The sequence below is a fragment of the Sinisalibacter lacisalsi genome (assembly GCF_014640115.1).
Taxonomy (GTDB): Bacteria; Pseudomonadota; Alphaproteobacteria; order Rhodobacterales; family Rhodobacteraceae; genus Sinisalibacter; species Sinisalibacter lacisalsi.
Genome location: NZ_BMGI01000002.1, coordinates 150,193 through 176,555, shown reverse-complemented (window position 1 = coordinate 176,555; position 26,363 = coordinate 150,193). Strand labels below are relative to the sequence as shown.

General features: G+C 67.4%; 24 protein-coding genes and 1 tRNA gene. 11 read left to right on the top strand and 14 right to left on the bottom strand.

What is annotated here, in order from left to right:
- Positions 1-87: 87 nt before the first annotated feature.
- Positions 88-744, bottom strand: coding sequence for a cytochrome b/b6 domain-containing protein (locus tag IEW01_RS06660; RefSeq protein WP_188526843.1), 657 nt, complete (start codon positions 742-744; stop codon positions 88-90).
- Positions 737-2,404 carry a tetrathionate reductase family octaheme c-type cytochrome gene (locus IEW01_RS06655; RefSeq protein WP_188526842.1) on the bottom strand — a complete coding sequence of 556 codons (1,668 nt, stop codon included), beginning with the start codon at positions 2,402-2,404 and terminating at the stop codon, positions 737-739. The genes IEW01_RS06660 and IEW01_RS06655 overlap by 8 nt, the downstream gene beginning before the upstream one ends.
- 192 nt (positions 2,405-2,596) lie before the next feature.
- On the opposite strand from IEW01_RS06655, the gene IEW01_RS06650 reads away from it, so the two are divergent.
- From IEW01_RS06650 to IEW01_RS06640, 3 genes are all read left to right on the top strand, one after another.
- Positions 2,597-4,117, top strand: a complete 1,521-nt coding sequence (locus IEW01_RS06650) for a fused MFS/spermidine synthase (protein WP_188526841.1) — start codon at positions 2,597-2,599, stop codon at positions 4,115-4,117.
- 60 nt (positions 4,118-4,177) lie between these two features.
- Complete coding sequence (locus tag IEW01_RS06645; RefSeq protein WP_188526840.1) at positions 4,178-4,918, top strand: glutamine amidotransferase; 741 nt, start codon at positions 4,178-4,180, stop codon at positions 4,916-4,918.
- A gap of 73 nt (positions 4,919-4,991) precedes the next feature.
- Complete coding sequence (locus IEW01_RS06640) at positions 4,992-7,061, top strand: tetratricopeptide repeat-containing sulfotransferase family protein (protein WP_188526839.1); 2,070 nt, start codon at positions 4,992-4,994, stop codon at positions 7,059-7,061.
- A 16-nt stretch (positions 7,062-7,077) separates the two neighbouring features.
- Here IEW01_RS06640 and IEW01_RS06635 read toward each other — a convergent pair whose 3' ends face one another.
- The 11 genes from IEW01_RS06635 to IEW01_RS06585 all read right to left on the bottom strand — a co-directional run bounded on the left by IEW01_RS06635 (position 7,078) and on the right by IEW01_RS06585 (position 16,500).
- Positions 7,078-8,253 (bottom strand): thiolase family protein, encoded by a 1,176-nt coding sequence (locus IEW01_RS06635; protein ID WP_188526838.1) that lies wholly within the window; start codon positions 8,251-8,253, stop codon positions 7,078-7,080.
- Positions 8,254-8,264: 11 nt separating this feature from the next.
- Entirely contained in the window at positions 8,265-9,560 is a 1,296-nt protein-coding gene (locus tag IEW01_RS06630; protein ID WP_188526837.1) for an ArgE/DapE family deacylase, read from the bottom strand.
- A gap of 9 nt (positions 9,561-9,569) precedes the next feature.
- Positions 9,570-10,202 (bottom strand): 3-oxoacid CoA-transferase subunit B, encoded by a 633-nt coding sequence (locus IEW01_RS06625; RefSeq protein WP_188526836.1) that lies wholly within the window; start codon positions 10,200-10,202, stop codon positions 9,570-9,572.
- 1 nt (position 10,203) lies between these two features.
- A complete protein-coding gene (locus IEW01_RS06620; RefSeq protein WP_188526835.1) occupies positions 10,204-10,902 on the bottom strand; it encodes a CoA transferase subunit A in 699 nt (232 codons plus the stop codon).
- Positions 10,899-11,390 (bottom strand): GNAT family N-acetyltransferase, encoded by a 492-nt coding sequence (locus IEW01_RS06615; protein ID WP_188526834.1) that lies wholly within the window; start codon positions 11,388-11,390, stop codon positions 10,899-10,901. The genes IEW01_RS06620 and IEW01_RS06615 overlap by 4 nt, the downstream gene beginning before the upstream one ends.
- A complete protein-coding gene (locus IEW01_RS06610; RefSeq protein ID WP_188526833.1) occupies positions 11,387-12,721 on the bottom strand; it encodes an aminotransferase family protein in 1,335 nt (444 codons plus the stop codon). The genes IEW01_RS06615 and IEW01_RS06610 overlap by 4 nt, the downstream gene beginning before the upstream one ends.
- A gap of 7 nt (positions 12,722-12,728) precedes the next feature.
- On the bottom strand, positions 12,729-13,505 hold the full coding sequence (locus IEW01_RS06605) for an amino acid ABC transporter ATP-binding protein (RefSeq protein WP_188526832.1): 777 nt from the start codon (positions 13,503-13,505) through the stop codon (positions 12,729-12,731).
- 18 nt (positions 13,506-13,523) lie between these two features.
- Positions 13,524-14,180: an amino acid ABC transporter permease gene (locus IEW01_RS06600; protein ID WP_188526831.1), complete on the bottom strand. Its 657-nt coding sequence runs from the start codon at positions 14,178-14,180 to the stop codon at positions 13,524-13,526.
- A gap of 27 nt (positions 14,181-14,207) precedes the next feature.
- The gene (locus IEW01_RS06595; protein WP_188526830.1) at positions 14,208-14,855 is read right to left on the bottom strand and encodes an amino acid ABC transporter permease; all 648 of its coding nucleotides are present in this window, start codon (positions 14,853-14,855) and stop codon (positions 14,208-14,210) included.
- Positions 14,856-14,866: 11 nt separating this feature from the next.
- The gene (locus IEW01_RS06590; RefSeq protein ID WP_188526829.1) at positions 14,867-15,658 is read right to left on the bottom strand and encodes a creatininase family protein; all 792 of its coding nucleotides are present in this window, start codon (positions 15,656-15,658) and stop codon (positions 14,867-14,869) included.
- Between the two features lie 62 nt (positions 15,659-15,720).
- On the bottom strand, positions 15,721-16,500 hold the full coding sequence (locus tag IEW01_RS06585) for a transporter substrate-binding domain-containing protein (protein ID WP_188526828.1): 780 nt from the start codon (positions 16,498-16,500) through the stop codon (positions 15,721-15,723).
- A 146-nt stretch (positions 16,501-16,646) separates the two neighbouring features.
- On the opposite strand from IEW01_RS06585, the gene IEW01_RS06580 reads away from it, so the two are divergent.
- The 8 genes from IEW01_RS06580 (at position 16,647) to IEW01_RS06545 (ending at position 25,004) form a co-directional block, all read left to right on the top strand.
- A complete protein-coding gene (locus tag IEW01_RS06580; protein WP_188526827.1) occupies positions 16,647-17,618 on the top strand; it encodes a LysR family transcriptional regulator in 972 nt (323 codons plus the stop codon).
- Between the two features lie 156 nt (positions 17,619-17,774).
- Complete coding sequence (locus IEW01_RS06575; RefSeq protein ID WP_438810818.1) at positions 17,775-19,364, top strand: ABC transporter substrate-binding protein; 1,590 nt, start codon at positions 17,775-17,777, stop codon at positions 19,362-19,364.
- A 97-nt stretch (positions 19,365-19,461) separates the two neighbouring features.
- Positions 19,462-20,448, top strand: coding sequence for an ABC transporter permease (locus tag IEW01_RS06570; RefSeq protein WP_188526826.1), 987 nt, complete (start codon positions 19,462-19,464; stop codon positions 20,446-20,448).
- 11 nt (positions 20,449-20,459) lie between these two features.
- Positions 20,460-21,401: an ABC transporter permease gene (locus tag IEW01_RS06565; RefSeq protein WP_188526825.1), complete on the top strand. Its 942-nt coding sequence runs from the start codon at positions 20,460-20,462 to the stop codon at positions 21,399-21,401.
- Positions 21,401-22,396: an ABC transporter ATP-binding protein gene (locus IEW01_RS06560; protein ID WP_188526824.1), complete on the top strand. Its 996-nt coding sequence runs from the start codon at positions 21,401-21,403 to the stop codon at positions 22,394-22,396. The genes IEW01_RS06565 and IEW01_RS06560 overlap by 1 nt, the downstream gene beginning before the upstream one ends.
- A complete protein-coding gene (locus IEW01_RS06555; RefSeq protein WP_188526823.1) occupies positions 22,389-23,381 on the top strand; it encodes an ABC transporter ATP-binding protein in 993 nt (330 codons plus the stop codon). Before IEW01_RS06560 ends, IEW01_RS06555 begins: the two co-directional genes overlap by 8 nt.
- A gap of 97 nt (positions 23,382-23,478) precedes the next feature.
- Positions 23,479-23,552, top strand: a tRNA-Gly gene (locus IEW01_RS06550).
- A gap of 207 nt (positions 23,553-23,759) precedes the next feature.
- Positions 23,760-25,004, top strand: a complete 1,245-nt coding sequence (locus tag IEW01_RS06545; protein WP_188526822.1) for a tyrosine-type recombinase/integrase — start codon at positions 23,760-23,762, stop codon at positions 25,002-25,004.
- A 300-nt stretch (positions 25,005-25,304) separates the two neighbouring features.
- Here the strand turns inward: IEW01_RS06545 and IEW01_RS06540 are convergent, their stop codons facing one another.
- Positions 25,305-26,339 (bottom strand): phosphatase PAP2 family protein, encoded by a 1,035-nt coding sequence (locus IEW01_RS06540; RefSeq protein WP_188526821.1) that lies wholly within the window; start codon positions 26,337-26,339, stop codon positions 25,305-25,307.
- Positions 26,340-26,363: the final 24 nt, after the last annotated feature.

Sequence of the window (26,363 nt, the reverse complement as noted above, 5' to 3'; positions counted from 1 at the left end):
GCCGTCTCACCGAGGTGTGACACGCAGGTGAACCCGATCGGGCCGCTGTCCGCGCAGGCACCGCCCGTCACCGCGCCCGGTCACCGGTCAGTGCTTCAGCCGCCAGGGTTCGTTCTGTTCGAGGTAGGCCTCCTGCTCCGGTGTCAGGTCGATCTCGTCGAACCCGGTCACCATCGGCTTGACGTGCTCACGGAAGCCGTGACCGACGGTCAGCAGGTAGACGTGGATGATCACGAACGACACGATCACGTAGGCCGCCAGCAGGTGCAGGTTGGCGACGATCTCGAGCCAGAACACCGCGTTCGGCAGCGGCTCCCAGAAGTTGTAGGTCAGATAGACCAGACCGGTGCTCCAGATCGCCGGAAAGATCATCCATTTCAACACGAAATAGGTCGCCGCCTGGAGCGGGTTGTGCTTGCGCCAGAACAGTTTCCGATAGGGGTGATCCTCGCCCCGGAACACGCCCCAGGCATAGAAGCGGGCAACCTCGAACATGCCGTCGGCCCGTGGCAGGAACTGCTTCCACGTGCCCGTGGTGAAGAGCCAGAAGGTGGCGAAGAGCCAGACCCCGAGCAGCACCAGCGCCGCGAGTGTGTGCAACATCACCGCGATCTTGAAGCCGATCAGACCATGCAGCCCGTTCAGCCCGAAGCCGGTGAAGATCAGGGTGAAGATCAGCGCCATCTGGGTCCAGTGCCAGAACCGCTCGAATCGCGGGAAAACCTTGACGATGCGGTTAGCCATGGTGGCTTCCTCCCTTCCTGCGGGTGACCAGGCGCAACAGGCCGTGACCGAGCACGCCGAGGATCACGGCGAGCACCATCAACCGGCCGAGGATGCCGACCCACGACATCGTTTCGGTGCCCGGCATGTAGATCCCCGCAAGCCCGGCAAGGCGCGCGTCCTGCGCGTGGCATTCGGCGCAGGCCACCGCGTCGGAGGCCGGTGCGACCATGTGGGTGATCGGCCAGTACATGTGGGTGTCGACGAAGCCGTAATCGCCCGAATACTCCGAGCCGGCGGCCTTCATCCCCGCCTCGATCGCCCGCGACCAGTCGAAATTCGTCCAGAAGGCGGTGTCGGTGGTCGGGCCCCAGACGTGGGAATAGGCCAGCTTGTCGAAGCCCGCGTCATAGGCCTGCCGGCCCTCCATGAGCTTGAACGGCCAGATCCGGCTCTTGCCGTCGTCGCGCGCACCGTGGATGCGGTTGACCTCGACTACCTTCTCGGGGTCGATGGTCTGGTCGCCGGTGGTGTATTCCACCTGCCCGTCGAACCAGGCGTAGTGCGGCACGACATCCTCGCCCCACTCGAAATCGCCCTTGGTGGAGAGGTAGGTGTGCAGCGCCGTGCCGTCGCTCTGGATGTAGTTCTCCTCGTGCATCGGCTTGCCCTCGGGCGAGAGCCTGCCCGCCGTCGACCAGTCCCACATCGTCTTGGTGGCCACGCCGCCACGGGCGAATTCGGGGATGTGGCAGGTCTGGCAGGCGACCACGTCGACGTGGTCGTTGAGCTTCATGCCGATCAGCGTCGAGGGGTGCGGGTCGTTCGAGTGGCAGCTTTCGCAGGTGGCCAGGTCGCGCCGCGCGCCGGGCTTGCCGGTGCCCGTGGGGTCGGAGGCGTGCACGTCGTAGCGCGAGCCGGCCCATTCGTGCTGGTCCGAGACGTGGCAGGTCGAACAGGTGAAGTTCTCGCCCTCGGGCGACATGTGCACGTCGACCGCCAGCGGCGGCTCGTAGAGCACCGACGAAAGATCGCCGTGTTTCACGTTGTCGCCGCCGCCGCCGTAGAAATGGCAGTTGCCGCAGTTGTCGCGCCCGGGCTGGCCCACGCTCTGCGCCGCCTTGGCGAGGTCCACGGCCCAGGCGGGCTGGCCGGTGATCGTCATCGCACCGGCTTTCACCGGTTCCAGCGGCGGGTGACCGGCGGCGTCGGCGAGCTTGGTGTATTGCCCCGAACGGTCATGGCAGGCAAGGCAGTCGACGGCGGTCGATTGCGCCGGGGGCGGCTGGTTCATGTTGTCCCAGCCGTAGCCGGCGTGGCAGGAGGTGCAGCGCGGCTCGTTGCCGGCGACGTTGCCGCAGAAGGCGTTGAGCACGTTCTTCTTGCCCAGCATCTGGCCGGCGGAGCTTTCGTATTCCCACTGGAAGTGGATCGTGTGCATGAACTGGTCGTCGGCCTCGGTGTGGCACGACAGGCAGGCCGCCGTCACCTCGGGGCCGGATGCGAAGCTCTGCTGGAGGATCTCGAATTTCGAGTGATCCGCGGTCGAGGTGTTGGGCGCGGTCACCCGGTCGGGCGGCGGCGTCGCCCCGGTTTCGTCCTGTGCCAGTCCGTTGCCGGCAAGGCCGAGCCAGACCCCCAGCCCGAGCACCAGCCAGACGATGCTTGCCAGTCTCCGCATTGCCGTCTCCTCCGTTCCGGCCCCCTTGCGAGGACCAAGGATAACATATCTGTTATCTGTTATGTTACTTTTGCCCGCCCCGAGGCGAGGGCACGAATTGCCGCAGGAGCGCGCCCTGGGGCGGAGTTTGCCCTTGCCCCACGGCGGGCCGCGCCGCAAAGTCGCCACCGATCCACCCGCCGAGGACCCTGCATGACCGCTCGCGCCCTGCCCCCCGTCTGGCTTCTCGTCGCGCTTCAAGGCGCGGTTTCGGCCGCCTCTCTCGTGGTCGAGATCGTCGCGGGCCGGCTGCTCGCGCCTTACGTCGGCATGTCGCTCTACACCTGGACCTCGGTGATCGCGGTGGTGCTCGCGGGGTTCTCCGCCGGCCACTGGATCGGCGGCATCATCGCCGAGCGCCAGCCCGCGCGCGCCCTTGTCGCCACCGGTTGGGCGCTGGCGGCGGCGGCGCTGACCACGGCGGGCGCGGTCTTCCTCTTGCGCTGGGGCGCCGATGTCGTGCTGCCCGCCACCGACAACGCGGTAACCGCCATCGTCGCGCTCAGCATGATCGCCTTCTTCCTGCCCTCGCTCTTCGCCGGCATCCCCGCCCCGGTGCTGGCCGCCATCGCCGTGGCCGCCGCCCCCGACCGGCAGGGACGCGCGCTCGGCGCGATGTTCGCCGCCGGGGCGATCGGGGCGATCGCCGGCACGCTGCTTGCGGGGTTCGTGTTCATCGCCTGGCTCGGCTCGATCGGCACGCTCGCCGCGGTCACCGTCGCCTATGCGCTGGCCACGCTTCTCCTGCTCGCGCTCGGCCGCCGGGCGGGGCACCCGCCGCCGCTGGCACTGGCGGCGGGCGCACTGATCGCGCCGCTGGCGCTGGCCGCAGCCACGCTGGCCGCGCCCAACCCCTGCACCATGGAAAGCCGGTATTTCTGCCTGCGCAGCCTCGATGTTTCGACCGATCCGCAGGCGCCGGTGCGGCTGATGGTGCTCGATCACCTCGCCCACGGCATTTCCGCGCGCGACGCGCCGGGGGTGATGCACACCGACCACGCCGCGCTCCTTGAGGTCATCGCCCGCCACCGCATGGGCACGCGGGCTTTCCACGCCTTCTTCATCGGCGGTGGCACCTACTCGATCCCCCGCGCCTGGGGCGCGCGCGCGCCGCGCCCGGAAATGACCGTGGCCGAGATAGACCCGGCGGTGACCGCGATGGCGATCTCCGATTTCTGGTTCGACCCTGAGGGCGTCGAGATCCTGCACGAGGACGCACGCCGCGCCCTCGCCCGCCGGCCCGATAGATACGACGTGATCATCGGCGATGCCTTCACCGACATCGCGGTGCCGCAACACCTGATCACCCGCGAGTTCTTCGAGCTTGCGGCTTCACGCCTCGCCCCCGGCGGGGTTTTCCTGATGAACGTGATCGACCATGCCGACAGCCTCGCCGCCCTCGCCGCGATCCTGGCGACGGCCGAGGCGGTGTTTCCCGTCGTTGAGGTCTGGACGAGTGCCGAGCGGCTGGAACCGGGCGCGCAACGGGTTTTCGTGCTGGCGGCGGGCGACGGCGCCAGCCCGGCCGGGTTTCTCGAAACCCGCGCGCCCGCGCCCAAGGGCTTCGGCCGCCTGCCAGAGAGCTTCCTTGCCGCCCTGCGCGCCGAACACGGCCAACTCGTGCTCACCGACGATTTCGCCCCGATCGACCGCCTTCTCGGCGCGACGTTCTGATCTGTGCCGCCTGCCCGCTTTGGCTTGACCGACCGCGCCCCGCGGGCTAGCGGACAGGCCATGAAACCGTTTCTCATCCTGCAGCTGCGCCCCGAGGCGCAGGCCGCCGACAACGAGTTCGCCGCCATTCTCGCCAAGGGCGGGCTCTCGGCCGGCGACGTGCACCGCATCCGGCTCGACCAGGAGCGCCTGCCGGCCGAGCTTTCGCTCGACGCCTACAGCGGCGTGATCGTCGGCGGCGGCCCGGGCTGCGTCTCCGACCCCGAGGACGAGAAAGACCCGGTGGAAAAACGTATCGAGGACGCGATCATGGGGCTGATGCCCGAGATCTGCGCCCGCGACCTGCCCTATCTCGGCTGCTGCTACGGCATCGGCATTCTCGGCCATCACCTGAGCCCCGGGATCGTGTCGAAGGACGCCTACGGCGAGCCGGTGGGCGCGGTCGATTGCACCCTCACGGCAGAGGGCCGCGCCGATCCGATGCTCGCCGGGGTGCCCGACAGCTTCCGTGCCTTCGTCGGCCACAAGGAGGCGGTGCAGGCGCTGCCGCCCGGCACGGTGCGGCTGGTCGGCTCCGGCCCCACGCCGTTCCAGATGCTGCGCTACGGCCAGAACGTCTATGCCACGCAGTTTCACCCCGAGGCCGACGCCGAAGGGTTCGAGACCCGCATCCACATCTACAAGCACAAGGGCTATTTCCCGCCCGAGACGGCGGCGGCGCTGATCGAGGAGGTGCGCGGCCAGGACGTGCGTTATCCAGAGCTGATCCTGCGCAACTTCGTGGCGCGCTACGGCGGCTGAACCGCCGGTGGGCTCTGGCCTTCGGCGCGGCTGCGTGAGAAAACGGGTGGGAACAACTCCGGGGGAGACGGCGATGTCGGTTGACGGCACCTTGCGCAAGGCAGCGAAGCTGGCGAAGAAGGGCGATCGCGCCGGCGCGGCGGCGCTCTACCGCAAGGTTCTGGCGAAGTTTCCCGGCAATGCCACCGCCCGCAAGGGGCTGGAGGCGCTCGCCACAGCACGCCCGGCCCGCCCTGGTGCAATGCCCGGCGCCGCCCGGCAGGCCGCCGCACCCCGCGCCCCCGGCCCGGCGCCGCAGCAGATGCAGGCGCTCCAGCGGCTGATGGAACGCGGCGACCTTGCCAGCGTGCTGGCCGAGGGCCAGCGCCTCGCGCTGCTGTTTCCGAAGGATCCGGCGCTGATCAACCTTTTGTCGCTGGCGCAGATGCGGGCCGGCAAGCTGGAGGCCGCCGTCCAGGGCTTCGACCGGGTGATCGCGCTCGATCCGGGCTTTGCCGGAGCGCCGGCCAACAAGGCCACCGCCCTCGCCCAGCTCGGGCGCTACGACGAGGCCGAGGCCGCCGCCCGCGTCGCGCTGAAGCTCGATCCCGATTTCGTCCAGGCGCAGCTGATGCTGGGCTATGCGCTGGTCAACACCGAGCGGGCGAAAGAGGCGGTGCCAGTGTTCGAACGGGCCGTCGCCCGCGCGCCGAAGCTGCCGCAGGCGCATATCGGCCTCGGGAATGCCCACGCCGCGCTGGGCCAGGCGCAAAAGGCGCTCGCCACTTTCGAGGCGGCCCAGGCGCTCGATCCGGGCAACGTCGACGTGCTCAACAACCTCGGCAACGCGCTCAACGCGCTGGGCCGGGTCGACGAGGCGGTGGAGGCGCTGGGCCGCGCCGCCGCGCTCAAGCCCGAGCTGGCGGTGCTGCACACCAACCACGCCCGCGCGCTCGGCGACGTGAACCGCCCCGAAGAGGCGCTCGCCGCCTGCGAGACGGCGCTGGCGCGTGATCCGAAGGATGCCCGGGCGTGGAACCTCATCGGCAAGTTCCACCGCGAGCTGGGCGACAAGGACAGCGCAGTGGCGGCGCTCGACAAGGCCTACGCGCTCGATCCGTCGACGCCCGAGCCGCTGGCCTTGCGCTGGCAGATGGAGACCCTGACGCTCGATCACCCCGACTACGCCCGCATGGAGGCGATGTTGGAAGACCCGGGGGTAAGCCCGGGGCAGCGCACGATCATCGGCTTCACCCTGTTCAAGGCGCTGGACAAGGCCGGCGACGCGGCGGCGGCCTTCGCCCGGCTCGACCGCGCCAACCGCCTGCGGCGCGAGGCCGAACCCTACGATATCAACGCCCACCTCGCCATGTTCGCGGCGATGAAGGCGCAATTCGCGGACGGGATCGCCCCGCTCGACGCGGCGGCGCTGGCCGAGGTGCCGGCACCGCACCGCCCGGTGTTCATCGTCGGGATGCCGCGCTCGGGCACCTCGCTCGTCGAGCAGATCCTCGCCAGCCACAGCCAGGTGCACGGCGCCGGCGAGCTGCCCGCGATCGACGCCGGCATGGCGCGGCTGGGCTGGCGCGATGCCGAGGTCGGCGCGGCGCCCGACCGCGAGACGCTGATCGCGCTGCGGCGCGATTACTTCGGCGCGCTCGAACGGCTCGGGGCCGACAAGCCCGTGGTCACCGACAAGACCCCGCTCAACTTCCGCCACCTCGGCCACGCCCTCGCCGCGATGCCCGAGGCGCGGGTTCTGTTCATGCGCCGCGATGCCCGCGCCACCTGCTGGTCGAACTATTCCAACACCTTCATCGGGCGGGCCAACAATTTCGGCACCGACATGGCCGATACCGCCGCGATGTATCTCGCGCATCTCGATCTGATGGATTTCTGGTCGGGCCTCTACCCGGGGCGGATCACCACCGTGCCCTACGAGCGCCTCACCGAGCACCAGGAAGAAGAGACCCGCAAGCTCCTCGCCGCCGCCGGGCTCGACTGGGAAGAGGCCTGCCTCGACTTCCACCAGACCAGGCGCGCGGTGCGCACGGTGTCGGCGACGCAGGTGCGCCAGAAGATGTATACCGGAAGTTCCGAAGCCTGGCGGCCCTACGAGCCCTTCCTCGCGCCGATGCTGGAGCGGCTCGGCGGGGTGGTCTGACCCCGCCGCCGGCGGGTCAGAAGATCTCGAACAGCCCCGCCGCGCCCTGCCCGCCACCGACGCACATGCTCACCACGCCGAGTTTCGCCCCGCGCCTGCGGCCCTCCAGCAACAGGTGGCCCGCCATGCGCGCGCCCGACATGCCGTAGGGATGGCCGATCGAGATCGCGCCACCGTTCACGTTGAGGATCTCGTCCGGAATGCCAAGGTGATCGCGGCAGGGGATGAGCTGGGCGGCGAAGGCCTCGTTGATCTCCCACAGGTCAATGTCGTCGACGCTGAGGCCGTGGCGCTTGAGAAGGCGCGGGATCGCGACCATCGGGCCGATGCCCATTTCCTCCGGCGCCACGCCGGCCACGGCGAAGCCCCTGAGCCGGCCCAAGGGCTCCAGCCCGCGCCGCGCCGCCTCGCCCGCTTCCATCACCACCAGCGCCGAAGCACCGTCGGAAAGCTGGCTGGCGTTGCCCGCCGTCACCGTCTTGCCCTCGCCCTGCACCGGGGCCAGCCCGGCGAGCCCTTCGAGCGTTGTGGCCGGGCGGTTGCACTCGTCAGCCTCCAGAACGACGCGCTCCTCGCGGGCCTCGCCGGTGGCCTTGTCGAGCACCAGTTTCACCGCCTCGACCGGCACGATCTCGTCGTCGAACCGCCCCGCCGCCTGCGCGCCCGCCGTGCGGCGCTGGCTTTGCAGCGCGTAGGCGTCCTGCGCCGCGCGGCTCACCCCGTAGCGCGCCGCCACCACCTCGGCGGTGTCGAGCATCGAGAAATAATAGCCCTCGGCCACCCCCGGCGTGTGGTAGCGATGGCCGTTCCAGTGCTTGTTCTGGACCAGCGAGATGGTTTCCAGCCCGCCCGCCAGCGCCACGTCGACGCCCTCGGCGCGGATCATGTGGCCGGCGCTGGCGATGGCGTTCAGCCCCGAGGCGCATTGCCGGTCGAGCGTCACCGCCGCGACGCTGGCGGGCAGCCCGGCCGCGAGGGCGACGTGGCGCGCGGTGTTCACCCCGGTGGAGCCTTGCGTGAGCGCCGAGCCGAAGATCGCCTCCTCGATCTGGCCGCCTTCCAGGCCGGCGCGCGCCACCGCGGCGCGCACCGCCTGCGCCCCGAGCGCCGGACCTTCGAGGTTGTTGAACGCGCCGCGATAGGCCTTGCCGATCGGGGTGCGGGCGGTGGAGACGATGACGGCGTCGCGCATGGTTGGTCCTTTCAGAGTAGTTCCAGCCCGCACCAGTCGGCGATGAACAGGGCGGTGGCCTGCGTCACCCGGCGCATGCTTTCCAGTTCCACGCGCTCGTTGAAGCCGTGGATCGCCTCGGCCCTGGGGCCATAGACCAGCGCGGGCGTGTCGGCGTAGAGGCCGAAGAACCGCGCATCGGTGGTGGCGGTGATCGACAGCCGGTCGAGCGCGCCGCCGCTGTTGACGGCGCCGTGGGCGGCCTCCAGCGCCCCGATGGCGGCCTGCGCCGTGGCGCTTTCGTCCTCCCCGAGCGCATAGCCCTCGGCCTGGAAGCCGTGATACACGACCTCCGGCAAGCTGTTGCGCAGAAAAGCGTTTTCGCGCGCGGCCTCGGCCAGAACCGCCTCGATCTCGGCCTTGGCGGCCGCCATGTCCTGCCCCGGAAACAGCCCCATGCGCACGTCGAAGACGCACCAGGCGGGCACCGAGCTCGTCCAGTCGCCGCCGACGATCTTGCCGACGTTGAGGTTGAGCGGGTGGTGCACATGGGCAAAGGCGGGGTGGCGGTGCTCCTCGGCGTTCCAGCGGTCTTCCAGCCCGTGCAGCGCCGCGATCAGCGGGATCGCCGCCTCGATCGCGTTGGCGCCGGTGCCGGCATAGGCAACGTGGGTGGGCAGCCCCTTGAGGTGGACCTGGAACCACAGAACCCCCACCTGCGCGGTGACGAGGTTTTCGGCGAAGGGTTCGGGGATCAGCGCGGCCTCGGCCCGGTAGCCGCGCGCGAGGCAGGCCAGCGCGCCGTTGCCGGTGCATTCCTCCTCGACCACCGACTGCACGAAGACATCCGCCGCCGGGCCGAAGCCGCAGGCGGCGAGCGCATCGAGCGCGAAGAGGTTGGAGGCCAGCCCCGCCTTCATGTCGCCCGCGCCACGGCCATACATCCAGCCGTCATCCACCCGGGGATCGAACGGCGGGCTGTCCCACATCTCGTGCGGCCCCTCGGGCACCACGTCGATATGACCGTTGAGGATCAGCGAGCGGCCCTTGCCGCTCTGGCTCACCCGCGTGCCGACCACGTTCACCGCATCCTCGTAGGGGCCGATGACGGGGGAGAACCCCGGCAGGTGCCGGATCTCGTCCACGTCGATCTGCCAGCGGTCGACGCCAAGCCCGCGCGCCGCCATCTCGGCGGCCATGAAATCCTGCGCGCCCTGCTCGTTGCCGCGCGTCGACGGGTGGCGGGTCAACTCCGCGAGAAACTCCACCTGCGCGTCGAAGCGCGTGTCGACGGCCTTCAGAATGCGGCTGCTGGTCTCTGCGTCCATCTCGGCTCCTCAGAAGGTGGGAACATCGCCATCGGGCAGCACAAGCGCCGCGCCGGTGGCCTCGGTCACTTCCGCGATGCTCACGCCCTCGGCCAGTTCGCGCAAGGCGAAACCCTGCGGCGTGATGTCGATCACCGCGAGATCGGTGAATACGCGATTGACGCAGGCGCGCGCGGTGATCGGCAGCGCGCAGGCGGCCTTGAGCTTGGGGTTGCCCGCACGGTCGGTATGGGTGGTGAGCACGATCACGCGCCGGGCTTTCTGCGCCAGTTCGATCCCGCCGCCCGCGCCGGGCGAGAACTTGCCGGGGATCTTCCAGTTCGCCAGATCGCCGGTTTCGGCCACCTCGAAAGCGCCCAGCATGGTCAGGTCGAGCCGGCCCGAACGCACGAGGGCGAAGCTCACCGCGCTGTCGAAGAAGGCCGAGCCGGGCACGGTGGAGACGTAAGCCCCGCCGGCGTCGATCAGGTTACGGTTGGCGGCCTCCGGCGGCAGCGTCGGGCCGATGCCCGAAAGCCCGTTCTCGGTGTGCAGGCAGACCGGGAAATCGGCGGCGAGATGGTCCACCACCTTGGTCGGCAAGCCGATCCCGAGGTTGACGACCATGCCCGGCGCGATCTCGCGGGCGGCGCGGGCCACCATTCTATGCCTGGCGTCGGACAACCTGATATTCCTCGCTGATCTCGGTGAGGCCGACGACGTGATCGACGAACGGCCCCGGCGTGTGCACCTCGTCGGCGGCAAGGTCGCCCAGCGGCATCACCGCCTCGGCCTCGGCGATCACCAGGTCGGAGGCCATCGCCATGAGCGGATTGAAATTGCGTGCGGTGGCGACGTAATCGAGATTGCCGAACACATCCGCGCGGTGGGCGTGGATCAGCGCCGCATCGGCGCGCAGCGCGGTTTCGACCATCGCGGGCTGGCCGCCGATCTCGATGCGCGGCTTGCCGTGGGCCAGCTCGGTGTCGAGCCCGATATCGGTGACGATCGCCTTCAGCCCCGCGCCCCCGGCCCGCACCCGCTCGGCAAGGATGCCTTGCGCGTTGAATTCCACCGCGAGGTGACCCGCGTTCAGCATCTCGATGGCGCGGGGATTGAGGCCGATATGGGTGGTGATCAGCCGCGCGACCTGGCCGTTGGCGATCAGGTGGTCGATCCCCATGCCCTTCTCGTTGGCGTCGTTCTTGATGATGGTGAGGTTGCGCTGGCCCTGCCGAACGAGCTCGCGGATCAGGGTGAAGGGCGTGCCAGGCACGCCGAAGCCGCCCACCATCACCGTCGCCCCCTCGGGAATGCGGGCGATGGCGTCTTCGATGGCACAAGTCTTGTCGGGCAGCCTCATGTTACCGCCCCCGCCGCCAGCGCGGTGAAGCGCGCCCCGGTCAGCGCCATCGGGCGCAGGCCGCGGTCGGGGGTGAAGCCGAGCCGGGCGTAGAGCCGTTCGGCGCCGGCGTTGTGGCCGTGAACGCTGAGCGCGAGATAGCCCGCGCCCCAGTCGCGCGCCGCGCGCGCGGCGACCGCGGCGAGCAATGCCGCACCCAGCCCCTGCCCGCGCTGTTCCGGCGCGGTCCAGACATCCTGCACGTAGGCCCCCGGGCCGCCGCGGGTGGTGGAATAATGCGGAAAATAGAGCGCGAACCCCACCGGGCGGCCACCCGCCTCGGCGATCAGGGTGGAGAACCGCGCCGCCGGCCCGAAACCATCGGCGCGGATGCTGGCCTCGGTGGCGGAAGGCGGATCGTTCAGATCCTCCCCCATGCGCACCAGCATCTCGGCGATCGCGGGCGCGTCGTCGGGCCGCGCGGGCCGGATATCGGCCGGTGCCGTCATGCCGCGACCGCCAGCCCGGCATCGAGCGCGAAGGCATCGAGCGCGTCTTCGAGGATCGCCATCATCTCGTCCACCTGCGCCTCGGTGATGATCAGCGGCGGCGCGATCATGAAATGGTCGCCGGTGATCCCGCCGCGGGTGCGGCGCGAATAGATGATAAGCCCGCGCTCGTAGGCGAGTTCGACCAGCCGGGAATGGGCGTTGAGCGCGGTCGGCAGCGGCTCCATCGTGTCGCGGTCGGACACCATCTCGAAGGCGAGCAGCAGCCCCTTGCCGCGCACGTCGCCGATGAAGGCATAGCGCGCCATCAGGCCCTCGAGCCGGGCTTTCAGCACCTCGCCCATGCGCGCGGCGTTGCCGGTAAGGTCGGCGCGTTCGATTTCGTCGATCACGGCGAGCCCGGCGGCGCAGGCGAGTGGGTTGCCGGCATAGGTGAAGCCGTGCAGGAAGCCGCCCGAATCGAGCACCGCCTCGACGATGTCGTTGCGCGCCACCATCGCGCCGAGTGGCGCATAACCGGCGGCGAAGCCCTTGGAGAGCGCGATGATGTCGGGGGTGATGCCCCAATGCTCGGCGGCGAGGAACTTGCCGGTGCGCCCCGCGCCCGTCATCACCTCGTCGTAGATCAGGAGGATGCCGAACTCGTCGCAGATCTCGCGGATGCGGCCGTAATAGCTTTCGGGCGCCACCAGCGCGCCGGTGGAAGCGCCGCCCACCGGCTCCATGATGAAGGCGAGCACTGTGTCGGGGCCCTGGGCGGTGATCTCGTCGCGCAGAAGCTCGGCATATTTCAGCCCGCGTTCCTCTTCGCTGAGGTTGTCGCGGTCGAGGTAGGTGGTGGGGGCCGCGATCTTGGGCATATCGCGCATCATCGGGTCGAAGGGCCGCGCCAGCGGGTCGTAGCCGGTGAGCGCCAGCGCGCCGAGGGTGCAGCCGTGGTAGGAGGGAAAGCGCGAGATCACCTTCCAGCGACTGTCCTGCCCCTGGGTGAGCGCATATTGCCGGGCGAGCTTGATCGCGCTCTCCACCGCCTCGGAGCCGCCCGAGACGAAGAACACCCGGTCGATCCCTTCGGGCATCAGGGCGGCGGTCTTCGCCGCCAGCGCCTCGGAGGCCTCGGTGCGGAAATGCAGCCGGTAGCCGAAGGTGGCCTTGTCCATCTGCGCCCGCATCGCGGCGAGCACGCGCGGGTTGGAATGGCCGACGTTGGAGACCATCGCGCCCGACGAGCCGTCGATGTAGCGCTTGCCGTCCACGTCGAAGAGATAGATGCCTTCGCCACGGTCCAGAAAAGGCCGCGGCTGGCGCGACTGGTAGAATAGGTTCGACATCGGGCAGTTACCTGTTGGCGTTGGCGAGGTGTTTTTTCAGGAAGTTCTGGGTGCGTTCGTTGTCGGGGTTGCGGAACATCTTCGAGGGCGGCCCCTCTTCCACCACCACGCCCTGATCCATGAACAGCACCCGGTCGCAGACCGCCTCGGCAAAGCCCATCTCGTGGGTGACGATGACCATGGTCATGTGCTCCTCGGCGAGCTTCTTCATCACCAGGTTGACCTCCTCGACCAGTTCCGGGTCGAGCGCCGAGGTGGCCTCGTCGAACAGCATCACCTTGGGCTTCATCGCCAGCGCCCGGGCGATCGCCACGCGCTGCTTCTGGCCGCCCGAAAGCTGGCTTGGGTAATAGTCGATCCGGTCGAGCATGCCGACCTTGTCGAGCTGCTCCTCGGCGAGCTTGTCGCACTCGGCATCCGACAGGCCCTTGAGCATCTTCGGCGCCAGCGTGACGTTGCCGCGCACCGAGAGGTGCGGGAACAGGTTGAAGTGCTGGAACACCATGCCGATGTTCTGGCGCACCTGGTTGATGTGCTTTTCATATTGCCGGTGCGGCAGCTTCTTGTTGATCTGCATGTCTTCGAGCCAGACCTCGCCGCCGGTGAGCGGATCGAGATCGTTGATCGCGCGCAGCAGGGTCGATTTGCCCGACCCCGAGGGGCCGATGATGGCGACGATCTGGCCGCGCTGCACCTGCAGGCTGATATCCTTCAGCACCTCGAGGTCGCCGTAGCTCTTCTGGGCGTTGCGGATATCGAGGAAGGGTGTCTGGTCGTCGGTCATGGTGAGTTCTTCCTTCGCTCAGCGGGCGGCCTGGACGCGGCGCTCGATCCGGCGCAGCACCCATTCCATGCCGAGGTTGATGACGTAGTAGAAAGCGGCGGCGACGACGTAGAACTCGAACGGCCGGTAGGTGTTGCCGATCGCGCGCTGGGCCGAGAGCGTCAGCTCCGACACCCCGATCACCGAAACCAGCGCCGAGTCCTTGAGCAGCGCGATCATGTTGTTGCCGATCGGCGGGATCACATCGCGCACCGCCTGCGGCACCACCACCTTGCGCAGCGCTTGCCCGCGCGAAAGCCCGAGCGTGCGCGCCGCCTCCATCTGGCCGCGGTCGACGGCGATGATCGCGGTCTGGATCAGCTCGGAGTTGTAGACCGCGAAGTGCAGACCCAACCCGATCACCCCGGCCACGAAAGCGGGAAGGTCAATGCCGATCTGGACGAGGCCGAAGTAGATCAGGAACAGCTGCAGGAGCAGCGGCGTGCCCATGAACAGCCACTCGAAGGCGCGGAACGGCAGCCGGACGAACCAGGGGCCGTAGAGCGCGATCACGGCGAAGAAGATGCCGCCGAAGAAGCTCAGGATTGCCGCGCCGAGGGTGATCGCGATGGTCCAGACCACCCCGAGCAGGATGATGTCGAGGTAGCCGGGGACAACGGTGAAATCAAGACCCATGGCGGCCTCCCTTGTGACGCGCGCGGCTCATACGATCCGCGCCCTGCGGTCGAGCCACTTGATGGCCTGACCGGTGCCGTAGATGATGATCATGTAGAGAACGCCCGAGAGCAGGAACATCTCGAACGGCTTGTAGGTCGAGCCGATGTAGCGCTGCGCGGTGTAGGTCAGTTCCACCACCGAAATCGCCGCCACCAGCGCCGTGCCCTTGATCAGCGCGTTGATGTTGACGCCGAGCGGGCGGATCATCAGCCGCGCCGCCTGCGGCAGGATCACCTTGCGCATCGCCTGCCAGCCGCTCAGGCCCAGCGTGCGGGCGGCCTCGCGCTGGCCCTTGTCGATGGCGATGATCGAGCCGCGGATGGTTTCGGTCATGTAGGCGCCGATGTTGACGCCGAGCCCGATCACCCCGGCCTCGAAGGCGTTGAGCTGGATGCCGATCTGCGGCCCGCCGAAATAGAGGATGAAAAGCTGGATCAGCGCCGGCGTGCCGCGGAACACGCTCACGTAGGCGGCGCCGAGAAAGCGCAGAACGGCGAGGCGCGAGAGCCGCATCGAGGCACCGAGCGCCCCGCAGGCAAGGCCGAGGATCGCGGTATAAATCGAAAGCTGGACGGTGACCCAGGCCGCCTTGAGGAAGAAGGGATAGACCCGCATCATCAGATCGATGTCCATCAGGCGGTCTCCTAGTGGTGGTCCTTGCGCGGCAGTATCGGCAGCGCGCGGATCTCGCGCACCAGCGCGGTGGTTTCCTCGATCGCGGCGCGCAGGAAGGCCGCGCCGGTTTCCGGGTCGGCCACCGTCGGGTCGCCCATGGTGCCGTCGGGCGACACCGCCGACCACCAGCGCATCAGCATCGCCTTGCCGCCGCCCCGTGCCAGATCGAGGTTGAAGAAACGGCTGTCGGGATCGTGCAGGTTCTGGTTCGCCGCCTTGTCGAGGTTGACGTGCTCGGGCTCGAGATGGGCATACATCGCCGCCTCGAACTCGCCGGCATGGGCGATGCCGCCGATATCCGACTTGCGGTGCTCGTTGATCCGGTCGGCACAAAGGTTCCAGTAGGACGCCGAAACGCAGATGATCTCGGTCTCGATCACCGTCTTGCGCGCGGCGAGATCGAGCACCGGGTGGTTCGAGCCGTGCGAATTGAGCAGGAGGATGCGGCGGAAGCCGTGATGGGCGAGCGATTTGGTCACGTCGGTGACGAAGGCGATCAGGGTTTCGGGCTGGATCCAGATCACGCCCGGGAAATCCTTGTGGTGCTCGTTGAAGCCGTAGGCGATCGGCGGCATCACGAAAACCTCGTCGGGCGCGAGTTCGGCCACGCCGTTGGCCACCGCCATGCCGAGCACGGTATCGGTGTCGAGCGGCATGTGGGGCCCGTGGTCCTCGGTTGCCGAGACGTTGAGAATCACCACGCGATCCTTGTCGGCGTCGCGCACCTGTTCCCAGGTCAGTTTGCCATACTGAGAGGTCATGTTACCGCCATGTCGGAGAAGTGGCGGCCCGCCGGGGTGCCCGGCGGGCCGAAGAAGCTGGCTCAGCGGATGTCGGCGCCGATCCATTCCATCGCGATGTCGACGTAGGTGCCGTCTTCCATCATCGCGTCGAGCGCGGCCTGCATCTCGGCGGCCAGCGCCGGGTTGCCTTCGCGGATCGCGATGCCGGCACCGAACTCCTCGGTCTCGAACTCGATCGTCTCGAATTCCTGGCCCTTCTCGCCCATCGCGAGGATCGCGGCGATCGAATCGTTCACGATCACGTCGACGCGGCCGTTTTCGAGTTCGAGCAGAAGCTCGGGCAGGCCCTTGTAGGTGCGCACGCTCCAGCCCCGCTCGCGCGCCCATTCCTCGTGGGTCTCGCCGAGCGTCACGCCGACCTCGGCATCACCGAGCTGATCAATCGAGGTGAATTCGCTGCCGGGCTTGGTGAAGATGGCCCGCTTGGTGGTGTAGTAGGGGCCGACGAAATCGACCACTTCGTCGCGCTCCTCGGTGATCGTCATCGAGCCGACGATCGCGTCGTACTTGTTGGCGAGCAGCCCGCCGATGATGCCATCCCAGTTGGTGGTGATGATCTCGGCCTCGAGGCCCATGCGCTTGGCGATCTCGACGCCGATCGCCGGGTCGAAGCCGACGACCTCGTTCTGGTCGTTGACGAAGTTGAACGGCGGGTAAGCGCCGCTCATGGCGATGCGCAACACGCCCTTTTCCTTGATCGTGTCGAGTTCCTCGGCAACGGCAACGGAGGCCAGGCCAAGGCCCATGGCGGCGATCCCCGCCGCGGCCACCGATTTCACAAGTGTTCTACGCGTAGTCATATGTATCTCCCATGTCGGTCGCGTTGGTTGTTCTTTCGGCCCGCACCATCGCGACAATCGTCCGGCGCGCGCCCTGCGGGAAACGCTTGCATGGTCTCAACCATCATGCAAATAGATAATCGAAATTTCCAACATAGACGATATCAATGCTGCGTCCCTACGAGCAACGCTTTCCCTGGACCCTCGACTGGAACCTGTTGCGCACCTTCATGGTGGTGGTCGAACAAGGCGGCGTCACCCGCGCCGCCACCTTCCTCGGGCTCAAGCAGCCGACGATCTCGAGCGCGCTGAAGCGGCTCGAAGACAGCGTTGGCCAGCGCCTCGTCGAGCGCAAACCCAACGGTTTCCGTGTCACCCAGGCCGGCCGCGTGCTCTACTCGGAGTGCTCCACCATCTTCGGATCGGTCTCGCAGATCCCGGCGCTGCTGCAGGCCGGCGGCGAGGAGATGACCGGGCATATCAGCATCGTCACCGCGAGCCACGTGGTCAGCCCCCATGTCGACGGCGTGCTCGAAGTCTTCGCGCAGGAAAACCCCAAGGTGACCTTCTCGGTCGTGGTCGCCGAGAGCACCGAGGTGGTGGGGCTGATCGAGCAGAACCGCGCGAGCTTCGGCATCTGCCTGCTGCGGGCGTCGCCCAAGACGCTCGACGCGCGCGTGCTCTACCGCGAGTATTTCGGCCTCTACTGCGGCCCGCGCCACCGGTTGTTCGAAAAGCCCGAGATCGCCATGGCCGATCTGCGCGGCGAGGCTTCGGTTTCGTTCCAGACCGAGCTCGACGGCGGGCCGCTCGACGCCGTCACGCGGCTGCGCGAACGGGCGAAACTGGCGCCGGGGCTGCGCGGTGTTTCGGCCAACCTGCCCGAGATTCGCCGCATGATCATCGCCAATATCGGCATCGGCGCCCTGCCCGTTCACGTTGCCGCGCGCGACGTGAAACTGGGCCTCCTGCGCCAGCTGCCGCCGATGACCCGCCTGCCCGCGATCGACATCTTCCTGCTGTCGAACCCGCGCCGCAAACTGGCCGCCGCCGAGGCCGCGCTGCTGGCCCGTTTTCACGCCCTGATCGACGCCAGCCCGCTGGACGAGCGGACCTACGGCGGCGCGCCGAACGGCTGAGGCGGACAGGCGGCGCCCGGTTCACCTAACGGAACCGTGAGGACCGGTTTGAAAAGGAATTGACTCCTTGATCAGATCTCTCGAACCTCAACCCATGCTCCAACCGGCTCCTCGAGGCCGGGGAAACGAAACCTAAACAGGGAGACAGAAATGTCCATGCACCACATTCTGAAGATGCCGCGCTCGCGGCTGATGCTCGGCGCGGCGGCGGTGTCGCTGGCGCTGACCAGCGCGGCAAGCGCCGAAACCCTGCGCTGGGCGCGCGTCGGCGATGCGCTGACGATGGACCCGCACAGCCAGAACGAGGGGCCGACCCATACCCTCAACCACCACATCTACGAAACCCTCGTGGGCCGCGACGTTGACGGCAAGCTCCTGCCCCGCCTCGCCACCGAATGGGGCATCAGCGAAGAGGACGACAGCGTCTGGGTGTTCAAGATCCGCGAAGGCGTGACCTTCCACGACGGCACCGCGATGACCGCCGAAGACGTCGTCTTCTCGCTCGACCGCGCCCGCACCCCGCCCTCGGGCATGGCCGCGCTGCACGCCGCGGTCGAGGAAGTGACGGCGGTGGACGACACCACCGTGCACGTGCGCATGTCCGGCCCCGCGCCGCTCTACGTGCAGAACCTGACCAACACCTTCATCATGTCAAAGGCCTGGGCCGAAGCCAACGGCGTCGAGACCGCGCCCAACTTCGCCGCCGGCGAAGAGGCCTATTCGGTGCGCAACACCAACGGCACCGGCCCCTACAAGCTGGTCGAGCGCGATCCCGAAGTGCGCACCGTGCTCGAGGTGTTCGAGGGCCATTGGGGCGATGCGCCGGAAGTCACCGAGATCATCTACACCCCGATCTCCGAGGCCGCGACCCGGGTGGCCGCGCTGCTCTCGGGCGAGGTCGACGTGGTGCAGGACGTGCCGGTGCAGGACATCGCGCGGCTTGAGCAGACCGACGGCATCAAGGTCGTGCGCGGCCCGGAAAACCGCAACATCTTCTTCTCCTACGACATGACCTCGGAGAAGCTGGCCTCCTCCGACGCGGCCGACAACCCCTTCGCCAAGCCCGAAGTGCGTGAAGCGATGGCGATGGTGATCGACCGCGAGGCGATCCGCCAGGTGGTGATGCGGGGCGAATCGCAGCCCTCCGCCGCGCCGCTGCCGCCCTTCGTGAACGGCTGGACCGAAGAGATGCACGCCTTCCCGTCGCCGGACGTGGAGCGCGCCGCGGAACTCGTCGCCGAGGCCGGCTATCCCGATGGCTTCTCGGTCACGCTCAACTGCCCGAACGATCGCTACCTGAACGACGAGGCGATCTGCCAGGCGCTGGTGGGCATGCTGTCGCGGATCAACATCAAGGCCAACCTCGTGGCCCAGACCCGCTCGCTGCACTTCCCGCTTATCGAGAACTGGGAAACCGATTTCTACATGCTGGGCTGGGGTGTTCCGACCTTCGACAGCCAGTATATCTTCGATTTCCTCGTGCACAGCCGCGGTGGTGCCTACGGCGCGTTCAACGGCTCGCGCTACGCCAACCCGGAGCTCGACGCCAAGATCGAGTCGCTCGCCACGATGACCGACCTCGAGGCGCGCAACGCGGTGATCGCCGAGATCTGGGACCAGGTGATGGAAGACCGCGTTTTCCTGAACGTGCACAACCAGGTGCTGGCCTACGCCATGCGCGACGACATCAACCTCGACGTGCACCCCGAAAACCAGCCGCGGATGACCACCGTCACCTTCGACTGACAAGCACGTGACCATGACGTCCGCGCGGCTTTCGTCGCGCGGGCGTTGTCTTTAGGGCGGCAACGATGACCACTGCCACCACAACCGGGGTTCAGCCATGATCGCCTTCATCATCCGACGGCTGTTGCAATCCATCCTCGTGATGCTGACCGTTGCGCTGGTGGCTTTTGCGCTGTTTCGCTTCGTCGGCGACCCGATCGCCTCGATGGTGGGGCAGGAAACGACGCTGGCCGAACGCGCCGAACTGCGCGACGCGCTGGGGCTGAACGATCCCTTCGTCGTCCAGTTCTTCACCTTCGTCAGCCGCGCGCTGGTGGGGGATTTCGGCATTTCCTACCGCCTGCAGCAACCGGTGATGGAGCTGATCCTGTCGCGCCTGCCCGCCACGCTCGAGCTTGCGCTGGTGTCCGGCATCCTCGCCTTTGTCCTCGGCGTGGGCTTCGGGGTCTACACCGCGCTGCGCCGGGGCGGCTGGCTGTCGAGCTCGATCATGACCGTTTCGCTGATCGGCGTGTCGCTGCCCACCTTCCTGATCGGCGTGCTCCTGATCTGGGTCTTCGCCGTCGAGCTGCAATGGCTGCCGTCGTTCGGCCGCGGCGACGTGGTCGACCTTGGCGGCTGGTGGCGCACCGGGCTTCTGACCGAAAGCGGCCGGGCCTCGCTCGTGCTGCCGGCGATCACGCTGGGGCTCTACCAGATGACCCTGATCATGCGCCTGGTGCGGGCCGAGATGCTGGAGGTGCTGCGCACCGATTACATCAAGTTCGCCCGCGCCCGCGGGCTGACCAACCGCGCGGTGAACTTCGGCCACGCGCTGAAGAACACGCTGGTGCCGGTGATCACCATTACCGGCCTGCAGCTGGGCTCGATCATCGCCTTCGCGATCATCACCGAAACCGTGTTCCAGTGGCCCGGGGTCGGCGCCCTGTTCATCAACTCGGTGCGCTTCGTCGACGTGCCGGTGATGGCCGCCTACCTGATGCTGATCGCGCTGGTCTTCGTGGTGATCAACCTGATCGTCGATCTTCTCTATTACGTGGTCGATCCGCGCTTGCGGATGGATCGCACCACCGCCGGGCACTAGGGGGCAGAGCCATGAGCCTATCCGATCAAAGCAAAACCCCCGGCCGCCTCGCCCGCGCCTGGGACAGCGATATCGCCTGGTCTTTCCGCCACTCGCCGGTGGCGCTGGTGGCGGGCGCGGTCTCGCTGCTGATCATCCTCGCCGCCGCCTTCGCGCCGCTGATCGCGCCGCATGACCCGTTCGACCCCTCAACGCTGAACCTGATGGACGGCTTCAGCGCGCCGATGGAGCCCAACGCCTTCACCGGCAACGTCTACTGGCTGGGCACCGACAACCAGGGGCGCGACGTGTTTTCCACCATCCTCTACGGCGCGCGGATCTCGCTCTTCGTGGGCTTCGCCGCGGTGCTGCTCGCCATGGTGCTCGGCATCGCCGCGGGGCTGGTGGCGGGTTATCGCGGCGGCTGGGTCGACGGGCTTTTGATGCGCGTAGCCGACGTGCAGCTCACCTTCCCCTCGATCCTGCTGGCGCTCCTGATCTTCGGTATCGCGCGCGGCTTCATCCCGCCCGCCTACCGCGAGGAAATGGCGATCTGGGTGCTGATCGTCGCGATCGGGCTGTCGGACTGGGTGCAATACGCCCGCGTCGTGCGCGGCGCGACGATGGTGGAGAAAAACAAGGAATACGTGCAGGCCGCCAAGCTGATCGGCGCCCATCCGGCAAAGATCGTCCTGCGCCACATCCTGCCCAACGTGCTCGGTCCGGTGCTGGTGATCGCCACCATCGGGCTGGCGCTGGCGATCATCGCCGAGGCCACGCTGAGCTTCCTCGGCGTCGGCGTGCCGCCGACCCAGCCCAGCCTCGGCACATTGATCCGCATCGGCCAGGGCTTCCTGTTCTCCGGCGAATGGTGGATCCTGCTGTTCCCCTCGATCACGCTGCTGGCGCTGGCGCTCTCGGTCAACCTGCTGGGCGACTGGCTGCGCGACGCCCTGAACCCGAGGCTGCGCTGATGACCACGCCCCCGCTTCTTTCCGTGCGCGACCTCGTGGTCGAGTTTCCCACCCGGCGCGGCACGCTGCGCGCCATCGACAAGGTGTCGTTCGACATCGCCGAGGGCGAGGTGCTGGGCATGGTGGGCGAATCCGGCGCCGGCAAATCGCTGATCGGCGCCGCGATCATCGGCCTGCTGGAGCCGCCGGGCCGCATCGCGGGCGGTGAAATCCTGCTGCGCGGCGAACGGATCGACAGCCTCGCCGCCGAGCCGATGCGCCGCATTCGCGGCAAGCGCATCGGCATGGTGTTCCAGGATCCGCTGACCAGCCTGAACCCGCTCTACACCGTGGCCGAGCAACTGATCGAAACCATCCGCACCCATATCGACTGCAACGACCGCGAGGCGCGCGAGCGCGCCGTGGCCCTGCTCGACCGGGTCGGTATTCCCGCCGCCGCGCGGCGGATCAACGACTACCCGCACCATTTCTCCGGCGGCATGCGCCAGCGTGTGGTGATCGCGCTCGCGCTCGCGGCCGAGCCGGAACTGGTGATCGCCGACGAGCCCACCACCGCGCTCGACGTGTCGGTGCAGGCCCAGATCATCGACGTGCTCAAGGAAATCTGCGCCGAGCGTGGCGCCTCGGTGATGCTGATCACCCACGACATGGGCGTGATCGCCGAAACCGCCGACCGCGTGGCCGTGCTCTATGCCGGGCGGCTGGCTGAGATCGGCCCGGTGCGCGACGTGATCCAGCACGCCGAACACCCCTACACCCAGGGCTTGATGGGCTCGATCCCCACCCTGACCCAAACCTCGAGCCGGCTTGTCCAGATCCCCGGCTCGATGCCCCGGCTCGACGCGATCCCGCAAGGATGCGCCTTCAACCCGCGCTGCCCGCACGCGATGGAGCGCTGCCGCCGCGACCGGCCTGGGCTGTTGCCGCGGGGCGCGGACCGCGAGGTGGCCTGCTGGCTCTACGAGGCGGCCGAGGAGGAGGTGCGACATGGCTGATACCGTCCTGCAGGTCGCGGGCCTGACCCGCTATTTCGATGTCTCCAAACCCTGGCTCAACCGCGTGCTTGAGCGCGAGGAAAGGCAGTTCCTCACCGCCGTCGACGACGCGAGCTTCGAGATCGAGCGCGGCGAAACCTTCGCCCTCGTCGGTGAATCGGGGTCGGGCAAATCGACCATCGCGAAGATGATCGTCGGGCTGCTCGCCCCCTCGCGCGGCACCATCGCCTTCGACGGCGAGCCGATGCACATCCAGCAAGGCGCGGCCATGCGCAACCTGCGCCGTCGCTTCCAGATGATCTTTCAGGACCCCTTCGCCAGCCTCAACCCGCGCTGGCGGGTGGGCGAGATCATCGCCGAGCCGATCCGCACCTTCGGCATTGCCAGCGGCGCCGAGGTCGAACGCGAGGTGGCGCGGCTGCTCGAGGTTGTCGGGCTGTCGGCGACCGACGCGGGCAAGTTCCCGCACGAGTTCTCGGGCGGCCAGCGCCAGCGCATCGCGATCGCGCGCGCGCTCTCGTCGAAGCCCGAGTTCATCGTCTGCGACGAGCCGACCTCGGCGCTCGACGTGTCGGTGCAGGCGCAGATCCTCAACCTGATGCGCGATCTGCAGGACGAATTCGGCCTGACCTACCTGCTCATCAGCCACGATCTCAGCGTCGTGCGCCACATGGCCAACCGGATCGGCGTGCTCTACCTCGGGCGGCTGGTGGAGATTGCCGACAGCAAGCGGCTGTTCACCGATCCGCAGCACCCCTACACCCGGATGCTGCTCGACGCGGTGCCCGACCTCGCCCTGTCGGGGCGCCGGCGCACGCCGGTGACCGGCGAGATCCCCAACCCGATCAACCCGCCATCGGGCTGCGCCTTCCACCCGCGCTGCCCGCACGTGATGGAGCGGTGCAAACGCGAGATCCCGCTCTCCCGCCCGACGGCCACCGGCACCGCCGCCTGCCACCTGCTCGAAGACGCCCCGGTGGCGTGAGGCCGCCACCGCGCGGCGCGCCGACGCAAAGCGCACCAAGGACGCACCGGATCTTCTTGACCGCGCCCGCGCCATTGATTAATTGCCATCGCAACAGGCGGGTATGATGTAATGGTAGCCTGTCAGCTTCCCAAGCTGAACGCGCGGGTTCGATTCCCGCTACCCGCTCCAATTTGCCCCAAAATTCACAAAAAAATGCCGGTCAAGTACCTGTCAAAACGCAATATTCATCCATACGTTAATTAATTCATATTATATTAATGTTTCACCTTTTGGTTGGTTTTGGGGTAAGATTTCGGGTTCTTACCCCAGGCCGCCTTGACAAGTTCGATTCTCGAAAGCGTTTTCTAACTCAAAAGTTGATAGCAGGCTGAACAGATGAAACTCACTGAATCCGATGTCCGCAACGCCCGCCCGTCTGACAAGCTCCGCCGCATATCCGACGGCGGGGGTCTGTACCTGGAGGTCGCACCGACGGGGGCGAAGACCTTCCGAATCAAGTGCCGCTTCGAGGGCTCTCAGCCGACACTCAAGGTCGGGCCGTATCCCGAGGTCTCGCTGCGCCAGGCCCGCAGCGCCCGCGCCCGGGTGCTTGCCGCGCTCGACGAGGGCGTGGATCCCCGCACCCTGCCTGTCGTCAAGGGCGGCCGCCCGGCGACGGTGCACCGCGCCCGCCCGGAAGGCCGAACCGCGCGTGCCCGGGCGGACGCCTGGTCGGTGCTGGCCGAGGACTACCGCACCTTCCGTTTCGCGGAGGCCCCCCACCCGAGCACGGTGCGCAAAGTCGGACGCCAGATCGACGTGACGATTGACGCCTTACGCGCGAAGCCGGTGGGCAAGATCACCGCGCAGGACGTGCTGGACATGGTGGACCCCTACGTCAGGTCGGGGAAGATCGAGACCGCGCACGAGATCCGGGCGCGCGCGGCCGACATGTTCGACTTTTTCTCCGCCAAGGGATACCCCAACGCGAACCCGGCCCGGGTCGTCCTGCGCGCCATGCCGAAGCGCAGGCGCGGCCATTTCCCGGGCTTCACCAACCCGGCTGACGTGGCTGACCTCCTGCAATCCATCCGGGGTTACCGCGGCAGCCCCCAGGCCCGGCTCGGCCTTCTCCTCTCCGCCTACCTGTTCCCGAGGAACGCCATGCTGCGCGGCATGACATGGGCGGAAATCAACGAGGCGGATTACGAAGTGCCGATGTGGGAAGTTCCGGCCGACCGGATGAAAGGGGAGAACGGGATCCGGGCTTTCGAGTTCCTCGTCCCCCTGCCCCGGCAAGCGGTCGCGCTGCTGGATGAGTTGAAGGGCTGCGCCGGGCAAAGCCCGTTCGTCTTCCCGGCCCCGCGCAACGGCACGAAGACCATCTTGGACATGACCTGGAACAAGGCCCTGCGGGCGCTCGGCTACGACACCCGCACCGAGCATTGCCACCACGGGTTCCGGATCACCGCATCCACCAACCTGAACGAAATGGGCTTCAACCGGGACTGGATCGAGCGCCAGCTTGCCCACATCGACGGGCGCTCGGTGCGCGGCACCTACAACAAGGCGCAGTATCTCGACGGAAGAATCGAGATGATGCAGCGATACGCCGACTGGCTAGACGGGTTGAAAAGCTGACCCAACGCAAGCACGAGCACAGGAGAGCCGAGCCAAACCGACCGCGGCGGAACGATTTGGTTTCGGAAAAGCGCCTTATGTTGATTGGGCGAATACTCAGCCAGGGATTCCCGAACCCTCGCTGTCGCATCATGCGCGCCGCCGCAACCACCTCAAACAACCCATTCTTATCTCAGGCAAGCAGAGCAATAATCCATCGGGATTCGGGCTCCGTAGAATGAAAGTTCCGTGGCATGTCGGCACACCAAGGTGGAGTGTTCCAATGCGGAATGGTTCCCAAGCTATGACTCACAGGCGGGCTCAGAATGAGAAGTCGATCCTGCCGCCCACGCCACGCGAACTCACCACGGGCACGAACGAACCCTGCAGCCCGCCACGCTTCCGGTCTTCATAATTGCGCAGGACAATGTTGCCGATCCCGGTGCCGATCAGGGCACCCGCAACCATGTCGGAGACCCAGTGGTTGTGGCCTTCGGCAGACTGCAGGGCGAGTGCCCCCGCGAGCGTGTAGGGAACGAGGTAGTTGTCGTAGACACCGGAATAGACGCGGGCCATCGAAAAATAGGCCGTGAAATGAAACGACGGCATCGCCGTGCCGCGAGTCGTGGACCGGAAATTGATCGCGTTGCCCTTGAAGAAATCAAACGGGCTGGTGCTGTAATCACCGGTCGGGCCGGTGTAATTCGCAAGGTCCGGCTCGGGGCGCATGCGGCCGAAGCCGGCTTTGAGGACGATATGCGAAGTGAGATAGGAATAGGCGAGGGCCTTGCCGGAAAGCATTGCCGCAACCTGCGCGCGCTCGTCGTTTGCAAGGATACCGAAGGCGTAGGTGCCGGCGACGGCACCCACCATGTATTGGCCGTCGCGCCCCATCCAGCTGAGCCATGGGTTGCGCGAAAGAGGCGGCAGCGAGAGCTTCTCGCCGATCGGCACGAGGGTCTTCTGATAGGCCGTGGTCAGCGGCACATCGACGAGGACAAGCGCGCCCACGCCGAGCGCGGCGGCGCCGAATGTCCGGGGATCGCGGACCGGGAAGGTGGCGATATCGGCAAGCTCGTCGCCGATGCCCGACATCGCCTCGCCGAACACGCGCGTCGCCTTTTCGAAACGCAACTCATCGGTTCTGGCGAACAGATCGTCCGACAACGTCAGGGCGAAGGGGTTCTCGCTCCAGACCGGTAGACCTGGTGCGTTGTCCGCGAAAGCAGGCGACCCCGCGACGACGCTGCCAGCCAGGGCCAAAGCAAGACCAAGACTCTTCAGGGTCGAAAAAGATTTGTGCATGCCCGCCCACCTCGGATTACGCCCTGAATTCACCGGATCATCACCCGACATGCAACCCAATACGAGTCCTGCGAC